The organism is Prochlorococcus sp. MIT2309, from assembly GCF_059772305.1.
Window position 1 is genome coordinate 245,480 of the sequence record NZ_CM186282.1, and the last position, 20,690, is coordinate 266,169.

Genomic DNA, 20,690 nt, shown 5'->3' on the forward strand with positions numbered 1-20,690 from the left:
TATCATTTGAAATCTGAAAAGAAGCCCCATCAACTATATAGTTTCTTAGAAGAGGAAATTGGTCTTTCAAAAGAAGCTATAGATCTTGGCTGTTCTAAATCATTCAAGGAGAATGCACCTTTATTAATAGTTTTAAGAAGTTTAGGACTCATAACCAAGAACCAGTTCGAAAAGTCTCTTAGATGGCTATATAAATAGTTTTTTGATATATAATCTGATGTTACAAAGTCGAATATTTATTTAAAATAATGATATTGAATAGCTTACATTCATTGCATTCTTAAGATTTCACATTAAAATGAAATTATGATATTTAGCGAGCAAAAGCAACGATCAAATAAATCTTTTCAAGCCGTACCTATTCCATCCTCAGAAAAGATAGGGAGGAAAGGTATTGAAAGGATTGACTTCCTTTTGATATTAATAGAGGCAATTGAAATTAATGGTGTATTTGAATTGATCAATACCTCAAAAGATCTTGGGCTTGATAAGCAATTCTCAGACCATGTTCAGCTCTGGAAAACTAGAGTGCATAATCCTTTGCGAAAAACATCAAGACGAGGAGTCCTAACGGGCCTAGAGGTTAGTGCTTTGATTAAATTAATAGCTGTTACGGCAAATAGAATTTATCCAACATTACGTAAGTTGCTTTCTGAAAAAGAACCCGAATTTATAAGAAATGATAGATGGAATGAGTTAAGTTCTAGATTTAATGATTTAATAATTGAGAGAATGAATTTGAAACGCAGTAGCATACAAAAAATATTAAGAAAAGAATCTAATAATTCATTTCTAAGAGAACTTGTTTTTATATTGGCAATTTCTTCTGGAGTTAATGGAGCAGATAGGCTTACAAAAAATATTCTCAACCTTAAATGAATAGTAACCTCAACTTTAAAAATCAAATAGTATACGATCAAAACTCATGTCGCATAACGATTGATGGTCTTCCTGATTTTTCTATTGGCCAAGAATCAGAGAAAATAGGTATTATATCCCAATGGAAACTTCAACTGACTGGTTTTCCTGATCTCGAGGGTAAAAAGGATCATTTGATAAATCTTATGAGTGTAATCTATTCATATATTTCTATTTATAATTTTGAAGAAACAGCAGTTTCAGGTGACCTAGATGGCCCCGTTCACATTAGTTCGTTTGAAAATAAACACAAGTTGATATTAGTAAGTAGTAGAGAAAATACAAATCCTTTAGAGATAATAATTGATGATGCAGAACTAATTGATATAGTAAATTGTTTTGATCAATTAAAATCAGACAATCGTATAGCTATTGATTGGATAAATATAATAAAAGTAAAAAGAATATCAACCGGTATAAATTACTCAAGATATTTTAAACTTTCTGGGATAATTCCATCTTTATTAGGTTTTTCTTCTCTGATTATAACCTCTTTTATTTTAACATTAACATACGACTATCAAAACAAAATTGATCAGAAAGAACCTAATGATCAATCACAACTTAATATTAAAGACAATATAGATAATTAAATTTTATTAAGCACTATATTTCGAGTACTAATACTTTTCTTTTTTTGTTTTGTTGCTAGAGTAGTATTATAAAGTGTATTCTTTATTTAAATTTGATGAATGCTATGAGGATATTATGAGGCTAATTAGAAGAAAAACTTTTAATTCAATTAACTCTAATTCGATTCGTAATACAGGTAAAAATAAAAAAAAGTTACCATTAATCCGTTTATCTTCAGAAGCCTTTCTTTTTTTCCTATCATCTATATTTCTCATTAATATATTAAGTTCAATTCAAGAAGGCTATTCATGGCCTTCCTACTGGGAAGATACTATAAAATACATTAATGAGGGTTTTATTTTACTTTCACAAGGTATTTTCAAACTTTCAATATTAATATTAGTTTTATTACTTATAATTTTAACAATTTTTCTTCTTTTATCTGCTGTTGTCCGATTGATAAGGCTTTTTTCATTTTTATCAAAACCGTCTAATCGAAACAAAAATATCTTTTTGAAACGATGAAGATATATATGTCATTAATAAATTTTTTGTCTGTAAAAAATCATAAGACTTCATATTCATTGACTATAGCGTTCTTATTATGTTTGCTAAGTTTTTTATCTATATTTTTTCTATTTGTAGAATCATCAAAAATATGGTTTTTGGTGGGACTGTTTTGGTTTGTCAATGTTAAATGTATTGTTTCAGGATCAGATTCTGTTCATCTATATTTTTCCAAAATATTTCGTTCAAGAGGATTTTCATTATTAATTCTTTTTATTAGTTTGCTTTTTAATTTTTTTTCATCTTCTTATTCATTTTATAAGATCTATGATTTTTTCTCACTTTTTAATAAGACCCAATATTTTATACCATTTATCATTTCTATAATTTTGTTCCTGGGTTGTTCAATTCAATTGCACATGCCCTCGGATTTGGGCAAAAGAGTCTAAGATTAGATTTTATGAATAATGCCTAATCTTTTATTAACTAGTTCTCAAAGGCAAAAGGAAGATAATCAAAACGACTCTCTATTTTACTCTCAACCAAGGTTTGTTCATCACCTTGATGATGGGTTTAGAAGGCGGCTTACTCGTTTATATAAATCATTATTCACAAAAGATTCTATTCTTCTTGATTTAATGAGTAGTTGGGTTAGTCATTATCCACCTAGTGAATATTCTAAGGTTATTGGACATGGCATGAATCAGGAAGAACTTAAGAAGAATAACCAATTAGATTCTTATTGGGTTCAAAATTTAAACGAAAATCAGTCTTTACCCTTAGAAAGTGAATCTATCGATTTCTGTACCATAGTTGCTGGATGGCAATATTTACAATATCCAGAACTAGTTTCTGAGGAAATTTATAGAGTCATAAAGCCTGGAGGTAAATTTATAATTTCATTTTCTAATAGAGCTTTTTGGAATAAATCTCCAAACATATGGGTCCAATCATCTGAATCAGCCAGATTAAAGTATGTTAGTTCTGTATTAATAGCTCAGGGTTGGTCAATTGATAATATTATTGCTGAAAAGTTAAATTCTAATAATGGTTTTAATTTCTTTAAAGGGGTTGGTGATCCCTTCTATAGTGTTATCGCCATCAAGTCACACTAAATTACAATTTTAATTCTATATTTATTTAAATCATATAATTAAAAAAAATTGTACCTTAAATGGCACTAAGTCTTTTGAAATTTAGCTCACAAGATTGTGGCACATGCCATCGAATGAGTCATTATGATGAAAAAATATCTAAAGAACTTGACTGCGACTTTATAAGCGTAATGTTGCAAGATACTCAAGTATATAGAAAGTATCGGCATATACTTTTAAAACAGTACCCTAATAAGGAAGGAATGGGTTGGCCTACCTATTTGCTTGTTAGCAACATAAATGATCAATTTCATATTATTGGAGAATTAAAAGGTGGTATGTCTAAAGGAGATTTCAGAGAAAAGTTATCTAACATTATTTATTCACAATAAATGATTTTTTTATATTGAAAAAACAAGAGCGATTTACTGAATATTATTAACCTGTTTTTCCATCATTTCAAGCCAATTGGATAATTCCAGTATCTGCTTTTGATTATCTAGTAATCCTAATCCCCTAGCTATTATTACTGATTTTTCTTTTTCTTTTTTAAATATTAATCTACCGTGTAAATGAGTGGGTAAACCCTTCCTAAGAAGCCTGAAAGCAGGTTCATCCATTATAGTTTCTAAAATAATATTTGGTTTCTTCATACTTATTCTTGATATACCGCAATTCTTAGCCTTTATCTTTAGTTTCATTATTTCTATCAAAGTTTCTACTGCTTGAGGTAATATTCCATATCTATCTACCCAATAAGTAACTAACTCTAGAAGTTCTTTTATAGATTGGCAGTTCGAGGCTGATCTATATGCTGCAATCTTTTCTTCTGAGTCAAGTATGTAATCTCCTGGTATAAAAGCAGTTATCTTTAGATCTATTTGTGCATCATCTACTTTAGGTATCTTTTGCCCCTTTATTTCAGCTAATGCCTCTTGAAGCATTTCCATATATAAATCAAACCCTATTACCTCCATCTGTCCACTTTGCTCTACCCCTAGCAAATTCCCTACACCCCTTATTTCCATATCTCTCATTGACAATTGATATCCACTTCCAAGAACACTAAATTCCTGAATTGCTTTTAATCTTTGCTTAGCATTGTCTGTAAGTTTAATTTGTTCAGGATAAAATAACCAAGCATATGCTTGTATGCCACTCCTACCTACTCTTCCTCTGAGTTGATAAAGTTGAGATAGGCCAAACTTATGAGAGTCCTCGATAATTATTGTATTCACTCGAGGTATATCTAGTCCGCTCTCGATAATAGTAGTGCATAACATAAGATCAGCTTCTCCAGCATTAAATGCGACCATAGAATTTTCGAGTTCTCCTTCAGACATTTGTCCATGAGCCACTATCATTTTTAGGTTAGGTAACATCTTTCTAATTTTGATTGCTATTTCTTCAATTCCCTCCACCCTCGGAACGACATAAAAAATTTGTCCACCCCGATCAATTTCCTGGCATATAGCACTTCTTATAACTTCATTATCCATTTTTGACAAATTAGTTTTTATTGATCTTCTAAGTGGAGGAGGTGTTGTAATCAGACTCATTTCTCTTACCCCAGATAAGCTCATATATAAAGTTCTTGGTATTGGTGTTGCTGATAGAGTTAATACATCAACTGACTTTTTTAGCTCCTTAATTTTTTCTTTTTGATTTACTCCAAATCGTTGCTCTTCATCAATAACAAGAAGGCCTAAATTTTTGAAGATAGTTTTTTTATTTAATAACTGATGTGTACCAACTACTGCATCTATTGTGCCGTCCTTGAGATGGTTAATGATTATTTTTCTTTCACTTAAAGTCTTAAAACGATTCAAAAGTGAAACTTTTATGGGATAAGGAGCAAATCTTTCTGAGATTGTTCGCCAATGTTGCTGAGCCAATATTGTTGTTGGTGCAAGCAATGCAATTTGTTTACCTGATGTAATAGCTTTAAATATTGCTCTAATTGCGACTTCGGTTTTACCAAATCCAACATCACCGCAAATTAGCCTATCCATAGGCTTTTCTTTTTCCATATCATTTTTAACATCAACTACAGCACTTAATTGATCTTTTGTTGGCTCATAAGGAAATGAATCTTCAAGCTCATTTTGCCATGGACCATCTGATGGATATGCGTAACCCCTTTTACTATCTCGTTCTGCATAGAGTTTAATTAGATCAATGGCAACTTTATTAATATTTTTCTTGACTTTTTGTTTAGTATTTTGCCAGCTTGAACCGCCAAGTTTATTAATTGATGGTTTTTTATCACTAGATGATCTATATCTCCCTAATGAACTTAATTGATCAGCTGCTACTCTTAGAGTCCCATCAAGATATTTAACTACAATATAATCTCTTATCTCGCCTACTATAGAGATCTTTTCGATTTTTTTGAATAAGCCAATTCCATGATTCTTATGGACAACATAATCTCCTGGATGTAATTTATTTGGATCAAGTTTAGAACTGGATGATTTTTTTCGCCTCCTTACATATGCGTTATTAATAAAACTCTGCTGACCAAAAAATTCTTTGTCCGTAAGTATTAAAAGTTTAAAAGTTGGTAAATAAACTCCCTCAATTTGTGCATCAGTATTACATTTAAGTGCAACTGGTATATGGTCACTTTTAAGTGAGTTTATGAGTTCATAATCATCTAATTTAGAAACTACTGATGCAATACATTCATGTTCTTCTAAAAGTGCAACTGTGCGACTTGGTTGTGCTGAGAGTAGAAAAATTGTCTCTTTGTTCTTTTGATGAGATTTTATTATTTCGCTTAACTTTCCAAATTGATTAGGTAGTGATAAAACATTTTTATTAGAAATATTGTGGATATTATTTTTATCTTTTAGAGTTGTCAATCCAGTTAATTCAAATCCATTAAATTTATTTAAATTTTCAAAGACATTTTCAATTTTTGTATAAAAATTTAATTCATTTATTTTTGTTTTACATTGTGTAAGTATTTCGGAAGGTTTTTCCTTTTTGACATGATCAAGCCAATTATTACCATGAGCTATACATTGTGATTTTTCATCAATTACTAAAAATGTATTTTCAGGTAAATAATCTATTAAGGATGATGGTTTTTCCCATGCTAAATTAATTAGGTTAGACACATTATCAGGAGTTTCACCTTGAAGAATTTGATCTACAATTTCATTATTAATAAACTTTTTTAATTTATCTTCTCCAAATTGCTTTAACCGCTCACAAATTAGAGATTTGAAACCATTTGGTGTTATAAGTATATTATTAATGGTGTCTTGCGATCTTTGCGAATACGGATCAAACTCCTTTAATTTTTCTAATTTTTCTCCAAAGAATTCTAATCTTACAGGTAGTTCACTATTTACGGGATAAATATCAATAATATCTCCTCGCCTTGCCCAACTTCCCTCTAAATCTACGCAATTCTTTCTTTGATAACCTATGTAAGATAGTTTATGTGATAAGTCCTCTAATTTAATCTCAATCCCCTTTCTTATGTTTATGCTAAATTCTGCTAATAAATCAGATGGTGGTAAGTGTGGTTGTAAGGATCTCTCAGTAGCAATTATACATTGAGAGGAGGAAGAAGTTCTGTTTATTAGTTCACTCAAAACCTGTAATTGTCCCCAAATAATTTCATTTGAAGTATTATTATTATAAAATGGAGAACTCTCAGTCGTAGGGTATATATTATTAGTATCCCATCCCATTAATTCAAGGGTTGAATACCATCTTCCAGCTTCCTCAAAACTTGGAACTATAATGAGTAAAAGACTATTATTATATTGTGCTAATGCACTAGATATTAATGAATTAGAAATCCTTGAGGTTCCTGTTAGTAATAGTCGTTCCTCTCTTTTTGATCTTTCCGATAATTCTGATATTAGATTATGTTCAGATATTAATCTGACAATTGAACTCAGTTGCATGCTTGACTTGTATTGTCAAAACATTCTATCAACTAATTATGATGGTATTAGATTGATTAACTGAAATCATCATTTATTTCACTTAAATCTATTATAAACTCCAAAAGTTGTATTTTGCTAAGTTCATTACGACTATTTTTATTAAAATTTTTCATTAAATAATTTCTTCCCTGAATCTCATCCCAACTCAACTGCTTTATTAGAAAGTTGGTTTTCTCAATGAGATTATCTTTGCTTATTATAATATCATTCTGGTTTGATCCATTTTCTAAATCTTTTAAATATAATAAAAGAATTTTCAAGTGCTTAAAAGTTGTAATTCTATTCCTATTTGTATATCCTAGTAATTTGTTTATGAAATTATTTTCGTCTTCTTTATTCCAGCCAATTCTTTTTAATTCATTATCTATAAAAGCTAATTCTTTACTCCAGTCTTCTGGTTCTTTTGAGTAATTACTTGATGATGCATCAATTTTGTTTATTTTATTGTTATTGTCAATATTCTTCTTTTTATTAATTGTCGCTTTTTCAGGTCTTTCTTTTGAAGGATTGAGATTAATTTGCTGAGTTGATTTTTTTTCTATATAAATTTCATCTTCAGATTTTAATCGTCCCAATATCCTTGAAATAGCATTATTCTCGGCTTCATTTACGGAATCTCCCTGGCCGAATGAGCTGCCTAAGGAATATTGTTTGTCGTATACAGTAGCTTTTACTACTATTCTATTATTATCTATATGGCTTAACTCAACTTCTATTCTCATAATCCTAAATTTCAATCATTTTCTGTGGATTGCAATTATCATACTATTACAAAATTTCATTTATACAAATGAAAAAATCTTGTCATTAAAATGGATTCTGCTGCCCTAACTTCTTTAACCCCTTTATTAGATGAAATAGATAGATGGGTTGAACTTGCCCCTCTGCTCCCTGTTTTAGTTTCCTTAGAATTGATTCTTTCCGCAGATAATGCTGTTGCCTTAGCTACAATTACAAGAGGATTAAGTAGCAATAAGCTTCAAAATAAGGCATTAAATATTGGGATATTTATTTCACTATTTCTTCGTATGTTGTTAATTATATTTGCTCAAATTATTTTGAAATATAAAGCTTTATATTCTCTATGTGGTCTTTATCTTGTATTTCTATGTATAAAAAACTTGTTTTTCAATAATGATCAAAATAATTTAGAATTGAATCCAAAGAAAAATACACCTAATTCTTTGTTTAAGGTTATTTGTCTTATTTCTTTAACGGATTTAGCGTTCTCAATAGATAGTATTACAGCAGCAGTTTCTATTAGTGATCAATTTCTTTTGGTGATTACAGGGGCAATTATTGGAGTTATAGCGCTAAGATTTACTTCATCACTTTTTATAAAATGGCTTGATCAATATACACGATTAGAGACAGCAGGATATTTAGCAATTGGCTTCATTGGCCTAAAATTAATAGTACAATTATTATTTATGAATTTAATTATTCCAGAATATATTGTTTTTCTAGTCATGTTTTCTCTTTTCTTGTGGGGTTTCTCTCTTAAGAATTCCTTAGGTATTAATGGTTAGAATAACTTACCATTTAAATAATCACCTGTTTTTATATCTAATTGCTGAACTAAAGATTTACCTGAATTTGGCTTCTTTCCTTCTAAATGTGCCTTGGATATTTTTATGAGTCCATTTGCTGTCTTAACAATTATTGAGTAGTCTATATCTATTAAACAAATTTGCCCTGGAGAAAACTTACATCCATCATCATTAATATTTTTTAATCGATAATAATCTTTAAGACTTGTATTTAATGACTCACTAATCAGTATTTTAAGTCTTTTTGTTTTCAAAAACGTATAGGCATTTGGATATAAGGCCATAATTTTTCTTTGTATTTTAATTGAATCTACATTCCAATTTATTAGTAAGTCTTTCTTTTCAATCATTCTTGCATATTTTGGCTCATAATAAAGATCTTCTTGGCTTTTAAGATTTAGATCCGATACTTTTAAATTAGAATTAGTTTTTGATTCATTATCTATTTGTTCTATTGTTTTAACAAGGAGATTTGCAGATATTTGGCTTAATCTTTCACTAAGAGTTTCGGCGTTGTCTGTTTCATTAATATCTATTTCTTTTTGCATGTATATTGGCCCAGTATCTAATCCCTCTTGCATTAACATTATTCCAACCCCCGTTTTCTTGTCTCCTGTTAATAAACTCCATTGAATTGGAGCTGCACCTCTCCATCTTGGTAATAATGATGCATGACTATTCCAACAACCATATTTAGGTATGTTTAATATTTCGGTGGGAAGTATCTGTCCAAATGCTACAACTACAAATAAATCAATATCCAGTTGCATAAGTTTGTTCTTTTCTGGCGAATCCTCTTTTATTCTTTTAGGAGTAATAACAGGTAAATTTAATTCAAGACATTTCTTTTTAATAGGAGAATGATCAACTTTTTTACCTCTACTTCGTTTCTTATCCGGTTGAGTTACTACTAGTACAATTTCATGGCTTGAATTATTTATTGACTCTAAACTTTTTAAAGCGTAGGAGGGAGTTCCCCAGAAAACTATTCTCACGCTTCACCTGTAATTGATAGATCTGATACCCATATATGTGGACAAATACCACTAGTAGTAATAGTTTTATCATTTTCTATCTGAACAATACTGTTTAAAAGCCTCTTAATGTCTCCAGCAACTGTAGCTGCTTCTATTGAGATCATTGCCCCTTTTTCAACTTTCCAACCATCAAATGGAAGTGAAAATGATCCTTGACTTGCTTTAACTCCTGCATGAAGAGCATTAAGGCTATCTATATAAACAAAATTCTCCTGGGTGGTTTTATGATTTAAGTTAGATTTATTTATAAATTCATTAGTTGAGGATTTGGATACGACAAACCACTCAGGCGATACGGCAGCTTTTGCTCCCATACTTGCATGTCCTGTTGGTTGAACTTTAAATTTTCTTGCAGTTGCTTCAGAATGTAGAAGATTAACAAGTTTTCCATTATTTATTAACTTTATGTTTTTCTTAGGTGTTCCCTCTCCATCAAAGGTGAAGGAACCAATGTTACTAGAATTTAATGCCTCATCGGATAAATTTAAAAAAGGTACTGAGATATCTTCTCCAATAGAATTCAAATTATTTAAGCTTGTTCCATCAAGAATAGATCTTGCATTAAAAAGGCTACTAAAAGCATTTAGAAGATCTAGAAAAGCCTCAGGACTAAAACATACTAAATATTTATCAGTTTTAATTGGTTGATAGGAAATATGACTTATTATTTTTTTTGAGCATTCTTTAATGCAAGATGATATGTCTAGTGAATTTATCCCGCTGGAAAATTTGGCTGAACCCGCACTTCTAGGCTTTCTTCCTATTTCTTCTCCCTTTGCGTAAAGATATATGCTTGCATGAGATAGTTTCATCTGTCTCATAGCACCTTCACTATTAATGTAGGCTCTCTCTATTGTTGATTCAGATAATCCGTTATAAGGGACAGAATTTATATATTGGTGTGAATTAATTAATTGGGACTCTGCGTCTTTTAAGATTTTTAAAAGCTTTTCTATGCCAGTTTGCTGATTAATTTCAACTACTTTTTTAGGTAGTGGCTCATTAGCAAGGGGAGAAAAATCTGGACTTTCTTCTTTGTTTCCATAATTACTGGCTTCTGCCGCTCCAAGAAGTGCCTTTGAAATTCCTCTATTAGAGAGATCGGATGTGCTAGTAATTCCAAGTGCTTTATTTTTATTCCACACTCGTATTGTTATTGAACTTCGTTGAGATCCTTTTAATTGTTTTGATTCTCCATGATCTACTTGAACCGACAAATCTCTACTGGCGGATGCACCAATATCCCATTTATTAATATTCTCACTTTTGGCCAGTTTATGAATTTCATCTTTCAATAAACCTATATCAAATTTTTGAGAATTATCAATTAGATCCTTTTTCATTTATCTGCCTCCGATAGTTATTGAATCAACTTTTATATGTGGTTGTCCCACTGTTACATTGACGCTTCCGCTTACAGATCCACAGAAACCAGCAGCTAGATCAAGATCATTAGCACACATAGAAATGCGAGGCATTATTTCCTTTGCCTCGCCAATTAATGTTGCTCCTTTAACTGGTTTGGTTAGTCTTCCATTCTTGATTATGTAAGCTTCTTCAACTGAAAAATTGAATTGGCCCGTCGGCCCAACACTACCACCTCCCATTGATTTGCAATACAGACCATTATCCACACTTTCAATCAAATCATTTGGAGAGTGATGACCTTTAGCTATGTAGGTATTTCTCATCCTGCTTGCTGCTGCGAATGAATAATTTTGTCGTCTACCACTTCCTGTTCTTGGGTTATTTGTTCGGAGGCTGCCAGCTCTGTCACAAAGAAAGCTTTTTAAAATACCGTTTTCGATAAGAACTGTTTTTTCTGGCTCCATGCCCTCGTCATCAACGGATATCGAGCCAAATTCACCATCAGATATTCCCTCATCGATAGCGGTTACTGCTTTGTGAGCAATTTGATGGCCAATTTTATTTATAAATGGAGTGGTTCCTCTTTCAATTTGAGTTGTTTCTAAAAGATGGCCACATGCCTCATGAAAAATAACACCGCCAAATTTATTAGCTAGAACAGCGGGCATTTGAGCTGCCTCGACATAATCTGCGTACAGCATTTTCGACGTACTTTCACAAATTTCATTTACAGAAGCCTCTAAATCCCAATTATTCAAATCATGTGCTTTACCAGAACTACCGTATCTTCTACCAATACTTGATCTATTGGATTTGTCAGCAGCAATTAAATTCATTCCATATGACTGATGAAGTCTAATGTCTCGAGCAAAGGTACCATCAGATGCAGCGATTAAAATTTCCTGAAATGATCTTGAATAATTAGCTCTTCTAGATTGGATTTTTTCACCCTCCTTTTCAAGTAAGGAATTTGCTTTGAGAAGTATTTGGCAAACATCTGGAGATAGGGGAGAATTATCAAGCCATTTATTTTTTATGTGTGCATAGTCTCTCAGATTTTCTAATCCAATAAATTGCTTATTTGAAAGTCTGTTTGAGCAAAGCCCTAACATTGCTAAGGCTTGATCAATTGCAAAGGTTAAACCAGTTTTGGAAAGATCATTTGTGCTAAAAAAACCGTCTTTCTCTCCTTTGAAAACACGTATACCAGCTCCTTTTCCAAATGCTGGATTAATTGATGTTATTTCGTCTTGTTCTGCAAGAACACTTGAATAATCTGAGTTTTCCAGGAAAATCTCGACAATGTCTGCGCCAGCACTGATTCCATATGAAATTAACTCCTCAAGTTCCACCTTCACTAATTGGTCTTTAAAAGAACAAGATGTTATGACGTTTTGGTTTTTAACTAATGTTTGAATCAATTTAAATACTTTTTTGCAATATTATGACAATAATTGCTAGTTCCCGTGGTGTTTTTGAGGTTTTACAATTAAAAATTAATATGTTTTTATAATGTAATTTTGCAGTTATTTCTAAATTAAAAGACTTGTAATAATTTAGTTATAAGAATAATAGGTGTTTTGTTTATCTTTCTGATTAGTTTGCTGCCAACCACTTTTGACCATTTAATCTTTGAAGAAGTCTAGAAACAAGAAGAGCAAGTGTTGTTTTCTTTTCATCAATCAAAAAAGATTCAAGAAGTGTTGGTTTGCTTCCAGTTTCAGCTAGTGAAAAGGTTTTAGTGGATCCAATTTGTTTCTCTGAGAAACATAACCAAAACATTCTTCCGCCACTAAGGTTTCCTCTAAGAATCCAGCAATTACCTCCTACTACAGGTCTTTCACTTTCATTTAATTCAAGTTCCTCAAGTAATACTCCCCTAATTTTTAGTGATTCGGTGAGAGTAGGGATGAGATGGTCATTGATAAATTCTTCAAAAGGTTTGTCTTCTAGTTTTGGAGGTTTTACAACCTTTTTAGCTTTTGGTTTTTCTGCAGAAGAGATTGAGGAGCTAGAAGTTTTGTTAATTGATGAAGATGACGGTTCTAGAGGAGGGGACGATTTATTTGAAATGGTTTTGATATCTGAACTTTTTATTTGTGCATCTGGATTTGTTTGAACTTGTTTTATATTCTTATTTTCATTAGATTGATTATTAACCCCGGCGGTGTTGGTTGATTCTACTAGATTTTTAGAACTCTTAAGGGAGCTGGATGGATCGTTACCATCTATCATTTCAGGAACTTCTGTCAAAATTTCACCCAATATTTAGCCCTTAACTAAGTTAACTACATTTTTACGCAGATGTGGAAGAATTTTAATATAACCATTCATCTCTTATGGGGCTAGACCAATCATCAACAGTAGATTTTAAATCATTTGGCTTGTTATTATATTCCTCCGAAAAATCAGAACGATTATCCTGTTCATAATCTGAATAAATACTATTATTTTGCTTTGATCTTTTACTTATTACTTTAAATGGCACTGAGACTGTAGGTGCAGGATCTCTTGGATCTCTCTCTAAATAAGAATCTCTTTCATTATATTTAGTGTATTCTTGCTGATCTATTTGATATTCATTTTGGTGAATGTTGTTAACACCAGATCTGATATTACTTGCTGATTTATCTTTGTATGTAAAGATTGTTCTTTGAAGGGATAACAATTTAATACCTGCAAAAGAATAAGCAAATCCTAGTAATCCAGATATGGCTATATAACTACCAATTTTTGTATTAGGTGTTGTCCAGGTAAGTAACTTTAATTTGGTATCTTTCTCTAAATTCAAAATAGAAATGTATAGAATTAAAATAATAGGTACCAAACTTAATATTGAAAGTAATTTAGTTACACCTTTCATTTACTGGTCTTCCATCTGTTTATGGGAGCCAAATTCTCATCTATATTATCGAACAATCTTACAACAATGAAATCAATCATCTCATCAATACTTTTAGGTTTAGTGTACCAAGCTGGAATTGGTGGGACAATTCTAGCGCCTGCTTCAGAAACATTTATCATGTTACGTAAGTGAATTAAACTCAGAGGACTTTCTCTAGGTGCAATTAATAACTCTCTTCCTTCCTTGAGGTGTACGTCAGCACATCTTTCTATTAAGTCTAGGGAATATCCAGAGGAAATTCTTCCTAGTGTACCCATTGAGCATGGGAGGATTATCATTGCTTTAGTTTTAAAACTACCACTTGCAATATTTGCAGCATGATCATCCCATTTATAACATTTTAATATTCCTGTAGTTACATTAAATCTCTCTCTCCAATATTTTTCTTGCTTAATCTGGTCTGTTGGTATTTTTAATCCACGCTCAGATAGTGAAACTTCATAGGCACCTCGGCTAAGAATCAAGCAAACATCTTTATTATTATTTAAAAGAAGTTCTAATGCTCTCTCCCCCAATTCAATTGCGGAAGCACCAGTAATTGCAAGAACAATTTTACTCATCATTAATCAATGGTAACTTCAAGAGAGTTAGGTACTTGATCGTTTTGGGCTTCGGGTTTAGTAGTTACAATTTCTAAATCTATTTGATTTCTCAATAGATCGACTTTAATTATTTTAACAACAACTTTGTCACCGACTTTGTATGTCCTCTTGTTCTTTCTTCCTATCAGCATACTTTGTCTAGAGCGATATTCGTACCAATCGTCGTTAAGGGTACTAACATGAACTAAACCCTCTATTGCCAATGGTGAAATTTCAGTAAAGAAACCATAGCTTTGAACCCCTGTAATACTCCCCTCAAGTTCTTCATTAATTAATTTAATCGCCTCTCTGGATTTCGACATTGAGATAAGATTCTCTCTAAACAAATCTGATCTAGAGATATTTCTTTTGCATCTCATTAATCCCTCTTCAGTAATAAGTGATTCTATATTTGAAGCAACTGTGTTTGTAAAAAGTTTCCATGTAATATCATTCCAGGAATTCATTTTTCCTAAGTTTACAACTAGGTCACTCTTACTTTTAGGTTTAGATTTACCCTCTTTTAATAACGTTACTATCAAACTTTGATTTACAATATCAATATAGCTGTAGTTTGGATTACACCAAGGTGATTGAACTTTATTAAATAACTCATTTAATAATAATTCTTTATTCAATGAAAAATCATTAATTGATAATTCCTTATTATTAAGACATTGTTTAAATATTTTGTGCAAAATATGTTTGTTTTTATGCATATTTATTTTCTTTAGAAAATCATTAATATTAATAGATCCATCTTCCTTGATTTCAACTTCTAAATTCATAGAAATTGCAGATTTAATAACTTCACTTATATCAGAGGCACTTAAGTCATGGGATTTAAATGATATAGTGGGTATTTGATGATTATTTGAATGTATAAACCATATTGAGTTTGATATTTTTAATATTGGTTTCAGGATAGAGTTAGGATCATTAGGGTTTAAGGGTAGTGACCATCCATGATAATCACGTCCAGGAGTTTCAATAGATAATTCTGAAAGATTAGAAATATTTGGAATAGGCAGTTCCAATTTAATATCATCATTTTCTTTTTTATATAGTAATGAAGATACATATAGTAATGTCTGAAGTTGACTTATATACTCTTTAATTGGTTTAATTATTTGAGGAATAGCCCTTGTTTTTGGTTTTCTATTAGCAATATTTTCTAATTGCTCAGGTTTAATTAAAGCAACGGGTTTAACTTTGGAAAGTTGAAAACTCCAATCAATTACTTTTCCAACATGGTCAATATCAAAATATAGACTTATAGCATCGTTTTCTTTATTAATTTCAAACATTGAAGATAGTAGGATCTCGTCATTTAGTAATTTCCTCCATTTATATCCAAGACAAATTGATTCTCCACGGGTTTTTAACCAATCATCTATTTTTCCTCCAAAAGTAAACCTTTCAGAAATTGCTGGGGTATGAACCCAAATTCTTGTACCGGTTTCTATTGGTTCAACATGTATGGCTGGTGGAGTTGGGCTGTCTTTATGTGTCCAACTCTTTAAAAGAAGACTGGGTTGCGACGTAAGATCAACTCGATTGTTTCCTGATATTTTTTTTGCTGAAACTCGAGGAGCTGAATGATTAATTTGTAAATTAGATTTAGCTAATATAATATCCAAATCTCCTTCTATACCTCTATTCAGTGGAAGTTTTCTTATGACTTCCCCTTCTGCACTATATTGTGCTATTGGATATTTATTTATTTTTACTTCAACTATATTATCAATCTCCTCCTCCTTTATATATTTTTTATCATTTTTTGGAAGTATAATCTCCTCAAGTAGCCTATCATCAAGAGGGTCAGCATAAATTACACTATTTTGTTCTTTAATTATAGAAATTAAACTTGTAGTATTTCTTTCAAGTATACATAATACAGATCCCTCTGGCGATCTACGCCTTTGAGCTTCTTTTATAAGATTGACCATTACATAATCTCCATGCCATGCATGATTTAAAAAATTTTCTCTAATATAAATATCCTCTTGATTATCCTCTCTGACCGCAAAACAATATCCTTTACTACTACACCTTATCCTCGCTTTTATAGCCGAACTTTCTGGATTAAGAGTTATCTTACCATCATCGTCGTTATTAATAATTTCTAATTTCTGTAAACCAGTTAATGCTATATGTAATTTATCTCTTTCTATTTTTTTTGTAAGTTTAAGAGCTTTTTCTAGTTTCTTTATCTCTAATGATGAATCCTTTGACAAAAAGCTTAAAATTTTTGAAGTAGTGAGCATAATTTAATTAAATTTTTTTAATGAAGGTGAACTAATTAAAATTTGCCTTATTAATTTATTGTAAATATATTCTATTTCGAGATATTTGTCATTTCTCATTTTTATCATTTATGGAACTTATAAGAAGGCTTGAACCAATGTATAGGAAAATTATCGATGTAATTGCCTCTAAAAATTTTTCAGGAACTATGTTGGATATCGAGCCCCCAGCTAAAGCGCCTATAAGACTACTTAAAATTAGAGCCGATGATGAGCCAAGAAATACAGCATATGGTCTGTTAGTTGCACCACTTAATGCGAATGTCGCCAATTGTGTCTTATCACCTAATTCAGCCAAAAATACAGTCGTAAATATTGAGACTAAAAGTGTTAAATCCATTTAATTCTTTTTCGTCTAGATAAAGGCTTTGATTGCTTGAAATCCGAACCAAAATCCAAGTGACAACATAATAATCGATGAAGCTAGACGGATTCTTCTTTGTGAAACGTTTTTAGATAACCAACTTCCAAGAACCACAACCATTAATGTTGAGCATATTAGTGCTGATGCTGCCCCGGTAAAAACCAAGAGTGGCTTCCCTGACTGAGCTGATAAAAGTAATGTTGCAATCTGAGTTTTGTCTCCCAACTCAGCTATGAATACACTAATAAAAGTCGACGCCAATATAGATATAAATCCTGTTGACGTATTTTCTTGAGAGCTAATCTCACCCCTGTTTTCTTTTCTGTCCTCAACTTCTGTCATGGTTAAAAGTCAACCATATAAATTCGTGTTTTAGAAATCATCCCAAGACAGGGCTCTTGTCTTGTTCATTCTATAGTGTGGAGCATTATGGAATGATTTATTTGATCTATAATCCACAGGAGTAATTCAGTAAAAAAATTAAAATACACATTTTTATTGACTTTTCGGGATTTTTTTATTCTTTTAATAAAATATCAATATCAAGTTATTACCAGCCTGATTTCTTCGGTTAAATATTGCCTAAATAAATCTGCTTATCTTGTTAGAAGCTGTGTGAAATCGCAAATTAATAAAGCTTCTTATTTTTACAAATTGAAAAACGTTTTTTAATATACCTTCCGCATGCTTTAATATTGAAAAATTCGCTTGATTTCCAAAATGGGCAATCTAATCCCTTTAGTAGCAGTAGTTTTAGCTGGGCCAGCTATTATCGCATTGATTTTTTACAGAAGATAAAAAGTTTTTAAAATATAAAAATCTCTTGGTTAAGCGGCCAAACCAAGGGCAATGTTCGCTGAACCTACTAATTTTTGTAAGTAACCCTTTTTTGTAAGAGATCCTTTACAGACTGAAAGGTAGTCATTTTTAGTATTTAAAGTTTCGCCTTTCTCATTTTCTACAATAATTCCTCCTTCATCATTTGATTTACATTTATATATTCTATTATTGACTTTTAATTGTGCTGTTTTGCTATGAATACGAGCAGAATGTATCCTTAATTTAGCGGTTGTTACAGATTTAGTAGTAAATTTATCAAGTGAATAAATTAAATCTACCGTCATCCCAGTTCGGTAATTAAAGTCACTGGACCAGTGAACTGCTTTCAAAAGAATAGATCCCTGGGAAATAGTTAATTGAGCGTGACCACCAGTTAGCAAAAAGACCTTCTCAATCGTACAAGCTCTAGACCAGAATAAAGGCTTGGGATTACCAACACCAAAAGGTGAAATTCTTTCTAAATCGTTAAATAAACGTTGATTGATATCATTGAATTTAAGATTCACTTCTGGTTGGATTGTCTTTATAAAAATTTCAGAGGGATATTCTGAAGCTAACTTATTTAATATTATAGATAATTTGTTTAAATTAGATTCTTTAATAGTAAAACCGGCTGCTGCTTTATGCCCACCGTAACTTTCAAATAAATCATGACATCTATTCAAAATATCTATCAAATTAAAATCCTTGGGAGCTCTTACCGATGCTCTATAGTAACCCTCAGAGGATTGAGTTAAAACCGCTACTGGCTTGTTATATTTTTCTATAATACGGGCTGCAATAATACCAATAATTCCAGAGTGCCAGGTCTTATTCTTTATAATAATGAAATTTTTGTTTGTTAAATCCTGATATTGTAAGAATTGTAAAACTATTTTCTCTAATTCAGCACACATTGTTTTTCTTTTTGAATTTATACTTTCAATTCTTTTTGATAACTCTATTACATTAGCTTGATCTTTATTTTGAAATAATTCAAGAATTAACATAGGATCACTAATCCTACCTACTGAATTAATTCGAGGTGCTAATTTATATGCTATATCATCTGTGGATATTTCTTTACTTAGTTTTGAATATTTACATAACTTTTTTAAACCAAATGATTTTGGATTAATTAAGGATGTAATAGTGTCTTTTATGAGTTGTCTATTTGCTCCTAATAATGGTGTCATATCTGCTATCGTACCTATAGAAAAATACGCTTTGATATCGGTATCATTAATGTCTAAATTATAGAATTCTAATAATTTTTCACTTAATATATATGCTAATCCTACACCTGCAAGGAACTTATATGGCGAATTTTTGGGTAGCGTATCTGGATGAATTAAAGCAAAAATGTTATCTAATTCATTATTAATTTTGTGATGATCAGTTATTATCACATCAATACTATATTCTTTACATAAATCTAATGCTTCTAATGCAGAAACACCATTATCTACAGTTATTATTAATTTTATGTTTTGTTTATTCAGATCTCTAATCATGCATTTATTTAAACCATAACCCTCATTAATTCGGTTTGGAATAAATACTTTAGGTTTAGCACCGATTTTATTTAGAACTTCCGATAATAAAACTGAACTTGTAATTCCATCGGCATCATAATCGCCACATATTGCTATGTTTTCGTTGTTGCTATTTGCCTTTATTAGCCGATCAACAGCCTTCCTTAATTGTGGAAAATGATCATATGAGTTTGGTAATGGTGTCGGCTTTATAAAATTATATATATCTTCGTTTGATTTATATCCTCTTCTGTGCATCAATATATTTAAGGGAGGCTCTAGAAAATCATTTTTAAAGTCGTCTGCATCAATTGGTTTGGGTAATATCCAATTTTCATTTTTTTGATTAATATATTCCAATATCTTTAATCAATAAGGATTGAAGAACATCCCATATAATTTAAGGGGCTTTTCATGAATAATTTAAAAGCAGTCTTCTGGGATGTCGATGGCACATTAGCCGAAACTGAGCTTTATGGTCATAGAAAGGCTTTTAATTTAGCATTTAGAGATTTTGGAATTGATTGGACTTGGGATCAAGAAACATACATTCAATTACTTGATATTTCTGGTGGATTCAATAGAATTAAATATTATTCTGAACAAGTAAAGAAATCTTTGACTAATATTGACCTTAAATTTATTCATACAACAAAGCAAAAATACTATTCTCAGATTTTAGCAAATGGCGAGATACCCCTAAGAAAAGGCGTTTTAAGGTTGTTAAAGCAATTACAATTAAATGAAATTAAGCAATGGATTGTAACAACTAGTGGCAGATCGGCATTAAATTCTCTCTTAGAGTCTGTGTTGCCTGAGAATAGCAATTATTTTTCTGGATTTGTTTGTTACGAGGATGTCGTAAAACACAAACCAGACCCCAGTGCCTATCTTTCTGCCATAGAAGGCTGTGGCATGCCAATTGAATCAATAATTGTGATTGAAGACTCCTTAATAGGACTTAGTTCCGCAAGTAAGGCAAATCTTAAATGCTTGATTAATAAAGCCCCTTGGAATAAGTTTGACTCAAATAACTATTACTCTGCATGCGCAGTTGTCGATGATTTAGGCGAGCCCGGTGAACCATCTAATTTTTATATAGGTCCAAAAAGCGCTTCGTCTTTTGTTGATATAAATTATTTATCATCTCTTATCAATTAATCATTTA

21 protein-coding genes are annotated in these 20,690 nt (G+C 31.2%); 9 read left to right on the forward strand and 12 right to left on the reverse strand.

All coding sequences use genetic code 11. From position 1 onward, the window contains the following. The first annotated feature begins 6 nt into the window (after positions 1 to 6). From AC6EJA_RS01270 to AC6EJA_RS01295, 6 genes are all read left to right on the forward strand, one after another. On the forward strand, positions 7 to 198 hold the full coding sequence (locus tag AC6EJA_RS01270) for a DUF2949 domain-containing protein (RefSeq protein ID WP_498502725.1): 192 nt from the start codon (positions 7 to 9) through the stop codon (positions 196 to 198). A gap of 108 nt (positions 199 to 306) precedes the next feature. Continuing rightward, a complete protein-coding gene (locus AC6EJA_RS01275) occupies positions 307 to 879 on the forward strand; it encodes a DUF3038 domain-containing protein (protein WP_498502726.1) in 573 nt (190 codons plus the stop codon). Then, the gene (locus AC6EJA_RS01280) at positions 876 to 1,511 is read left to right on the forward strand and encodes a DUF4335 domain-containing protein (protein ID WP_498502727.1); all 636 of its coding nucleotides are present in this window, start codon (positions 876 to 878) and stop codon (positions 1,509 to 1,511) included. Before AC6EJA_RS01275 ends, AC6EJA_RS01280 begins: the two co-directional genes overlap by 4 nt. Positions 1,512 to 1,626: 115 nt before the next feature. Next, complete coding sequence (locus AC6EJA_RS01285) at positions 1,627 to 2,016, forward strand: hypothetical protein (RefSeq protein WP_498502728.1); 390 nt, start codon at positions 1,627 to 1,629, stop codon at positions 2,014 to 2,016. Positions 2,017 to 2,465: 449 nt separating this feature from the next. Continuing rightward, the gene (locus AC6EJA_RS01290; RefSeq protein ID WP_498502729.1) at positions 2,466 to 3,113 is read left to right on the forward strand and encodes a methyltransferase domain-containing protein; all 648 of its coding nucleotides are present in this window, start codon (positions 2,466 to 2,468) and stop codon (positions 3,111 to 3,113) included. A 59-nt stretch (positions 3,114 to 3,172) separates the two neighbouring features. Further along, on the forward strand, positions 3,173 to 3,484 hold the full coding sequence (locus tag AC6EJA_RS01295; RefSeq protein WP_498502731.1) for a thioredoxin family protein: 312 nt from the start codon (positions 3,173 to 3,175) through the stop codon (positions 3,482 to 3,484). A 33-nt stretch (positions 3,485 to 3,517) separates the two neighbouring features. Here AC6EJA_RS01295 and mfd read toward each other — a convergent pair whose 3' ends face one another. Both mfd and AC6EJA_RS01305 read right to left on the reverse strand, forming a co-directional pair. Next, entirely contained in the window at positions 3,518 to 7,015 is a 3,498-nt protein-coding gene (mfd, locus tag AC6EJA_RS01300; protein ID WP_498502732.1) for a transcription-repair coupling factor, read from the reverse strand. Positions 7,016 to 7,071: 56 nt separating this feature from the next. Next, positions 7,072 to 7,779, reverse strand: a complete 708-nt coding sequence (locus AC6EJA_RS01305; RefSeq protein WP_498502733.1) for a hypothetical protein — start codon at positions 7,777 to 7,779, stop codon at positions 7,072 to 7,074. Positions 7,780 to 7,869: 90 nt separating this feature from the next. Here AC6EJA_RS01305 and AC6EJA_RS01310 point away from each other — a divergent pair, with 90 nt between their 5' ends. After that, entirely contained in the window at positions 7,870 to 8,586 is a 717-nt protein-coding gene (locus AC6EJA_RS01310; RefSeq protein WP_498502734.1) for a TerC family protein, read from the forward strand. Here AC6EJA_RS01310 and fmt read toward each other — a convergent pair. The 9 genes from fmt to AC6EJA_RS01355 form a co-directional block, all read right to left on the reverse strand. Beyond that, entirely contained in the window at positions 8,583 to 9,602 is a 1,020-nt protein-coding gene (fmt, locus tag AC6EJA_RS01315; RefSeq protein WP_498502735.1) for a methionyl-tRNA formyltransferase, read from the reverse strand. The two genes, AC6EJA_RS01310 and fmt, sit on opposite strands and share 4 nt — an antisense overlap. After that, a complete protein-coding gene (locus tag AC6EJA_RS01320; RefSeq protein WP_498502736.1) occupies positions 9,599 to 10,987 on the reverse strand; it encodes a TldD/PmbA family protein in 1,389 nt (462 codons plus the stop codon). Before AC6EJA_RS01320 ends, fmt begins: the two co-directional genes overlap by 4 nt. Next, positions 10,988 to 12,370 carry a TldD/PmbA family protein gene (locus AC6EJA_RS01325; protein WP_498502737.1) on the reverse strand — a complete coding sequence of 461 codons (1,383 nt, stop codon included), beginning with the start codon at positions 12,368 to 12,370 and terminating at the stop codon, positions 10,988 to 10,990. 238 nt (positions 12,371 to 12,608) lie between these two features. Next, positions 12,609 to 13,277, reverse strand: coding sequence for a DUF2996 domain-containing protein (locus AC6EJA_RS01330; protein WP_498502739.1), 669 nt, complete (start codon positions 13,275 to 13,277; stop codon positions 12,609 to 12,611). A gap of 52 nt (positions 13,278 to 13,329) precedes the next feature. Next, entirely contained in the window at positions 13,330 to 13,875 is a 546-nt protein-coding gene (locus AC6EJA_RS01335; RefSeq protein WP_498502740.1) for a hypothetical protein, read from the reverse strand. Continuing rightward, on the reverse strand, positions 13,872 to 14,477 hold the full coding sequence (locus AC6EJA_RS01340) for a flavin prenyltransferase UbiX (RefSeq protein ID WP_498502741.1): 606 nt from the start codon (positions 14,475 to 14,477) through the stop codon (positions 13,872 to 13,874). The genes AC6EJA_RS01335 and AC6EJA_RS01340 overlap by 4 nt, the downstream gene beginning before the upstream one ends. 2 nt (positions 14,478 to 14,479) lie before the next feature. Next, entirely contained in the window at positions 14,480 to 16,735 is a 2,256-nt protein-coding gene (locus tag AC6EJA_RS01345; protein ID WP_498502742.1) for an RNB domain-containing ribonuclease, read from the reverse strand. A gap of 118 nt (positions 16,736 to 16,853) precedes the next feature. Next, positions 16,854 to 17,144 (reverse strand): TMEM165/GDT1 family protein, encoded by a 291-nt coding sequence (locus tag AC6EJA_RS01350; protein ID WP_498502744.1) that lies wholly within the window; start codon positions 17,142 to 17,144, stop codon positions 16,854 to 16,856. A gap of 15 nt (positions 17,145 to 17,159) precedes the next feature. Then, the gene (locus AC6EJA_RS01355) at positions 17,160 to 17,510 is read right to left on the reverse strand and encodes a TMEM165/GDT1 family protein (RefSeq protein ID WP_498502745.1); all 351 of its coding nucleotides are present in this window, start codon (positions 17,508 to 17,510) and stop codon (positions 17,160 to 17,162) included. A gap of 378 nt (positions 17,511 to 17,888) precedes the next feature. On the opposite strand from AC6EJA_RS01355, the gene psb30 reads away from it, so the two are divergent. Further along, complete coding sequence (gene psb30, locus AC6EJA_RS01360) at positions 17,889 to 17,966, forward strand: photosystem II reaction center protein Ycf12/Psb30 (protein WP_414477802.1); 78 nt, start codon at positions 17,889 to 17,891, stop codon at positions 17,964 to 17,966. Between the two features lie 29 nt (positions 17,967 to 17,995). On the opposite strand, the gene recJ is transcribed toward psb30, so the two are convergent. Next, positions 17,996 to 19,882 carry a single-stranded-DNA-specific exonuclease RecJ gene (gene recJ, locus AC6EJA_RS01365; RefSeq protein WP_498502746.1) on the reverse strand — a complete coding sequence of 629 codons (1,887 nt, stop codon included), beginning with the start codon at positions 19,880 to 19,882 and terminating at the stop codon, positions 17,996 to 17,998. A gap of 54 nt (positions 19,883 to 19,936) precedes the next feature. Here recJ and AC6EJA_RS01370 point away from each other — a divergent pair, with 54 nt between their 5' ends. Continuing rightward, positions 19,937 to 20,683 (forward strand): HAD-IA family hydrolase, encoded by a 747-nt coding sequence (locus AC6EJA_RS01370; RefSeq protein WP_498502747.1) that lies wholly within the window; start codon positions 19,937 to 19,939, stop codon positions 20,681 to 20,683. The last annotated feature ends 7 nt before the right edge of the window (positions 20,684 to 20,690 follow it).

Bases quoted from the DNA above. Each gene is read 5' to 3' on its own strand.
- AC6EJA_RS01275 (WP_498502726.1), top strand. From the start codon at position 307: ATGATATTTAGCGAGCAAAAGCAACGATCAAATAAATCTTTTCAAGCC.
- AC6EJA_RS01280 (WP_498502727.1), top strand. From the start codon at position 876: ATGAATAGTAACCTCAACTTTAAAAATCAAATAGTATACGATCAAAAC.
- AC6EJA_RS01285 (WP_498502728.1), top strand. From the start codon at position 1,627: ATGAGGCTAATTAGAAGAAAAACTTTTAATTCAATTAACTCTAATTCG.
- AC6EJA_RS01290 (WP_498502729.1), top strand. From the start codon at position 2,466: ATGCCTAATCTTTTATTAACTAGTTCTCAAAGGCAAAAGGAAGATAAT.
- AC6EJA_RS01295 (WP_498502731.1), top strand. From the start codon at position 3,173: ATGGCACTAAGTCTTTTGAAATTTAGCTCACAAGATTGTGGCACATGC.
- mfd (WP_498502732.1), bottom strand. From the start codon at position 7,015: ATGCAACTGAGTTCAATTGTCAGATTAATATCTGAACATAATCTAATA.
- AC6EJA_RS01305 (WP_498502733.1), bottom strand. From the start codon at position 7,779: ATGAGAATAGAAGTTGAGTTAAGCCATATAGATAATAATAGAATAGTA.
- AC6EJA_RS01310 (WP_498502734.1), top strand. From the start codon at position 7,870: ATGGATTCTGCTGCCCTAACTTCTTTAACCCCTTTATTAGATGAAATA.
- AC6EJA_RS01320 (WP_498502736.1), bottom strand. From the start codon at position 10,987: ATGAAAAAGGATCTAATTGATAATTCTCAAAAATTTGATATAGGTTTA.
- AC6EJA_RS01335 (WP_498502740.1), bottom strand. From the start codon at position 13,875: ATGAAAGGTGTAACTAAATTACTTTCAATATTAAGTTTGGTACCTATT.
- AC6EJA_RS01340 (WP_498502741.1), bottom strand. From the start codon at position 14,477: ATGAGTAAAATTGTTCTTGCAATTACTGGTGCTTCCGCAATTGAATTG.
- AC6EJA_RS01350 (WP_498502744.1), bottom strand. From the start codon at position 17,144: ATGGATTTAACACTTTTAGTCTCAATATTTACGACTGTATTTTTGGCT.
- AC6EJA_RS01355 (WP_498502745.1), bottom strand. From the start codon at position 17,510: ATGACAGAAGTTGAGGACAGAAAAGAAAACAGGGGTGAGATTAGCTCT.
- psb30 (WP_414477802.1), top strand. From the start codon at position 17,889: ATGGGCAATCTAATCCCTTTAGTAGCAGTAGTTTTAGCTGGGCCAGCT.
- AC6EJA_RS01370 (WP_498502747.1), top strand. From the start codon at position 19,937: ATGAATAATTTAAAAGCAGTCTTCTGGGATGTCGATGGCACATTAGCC.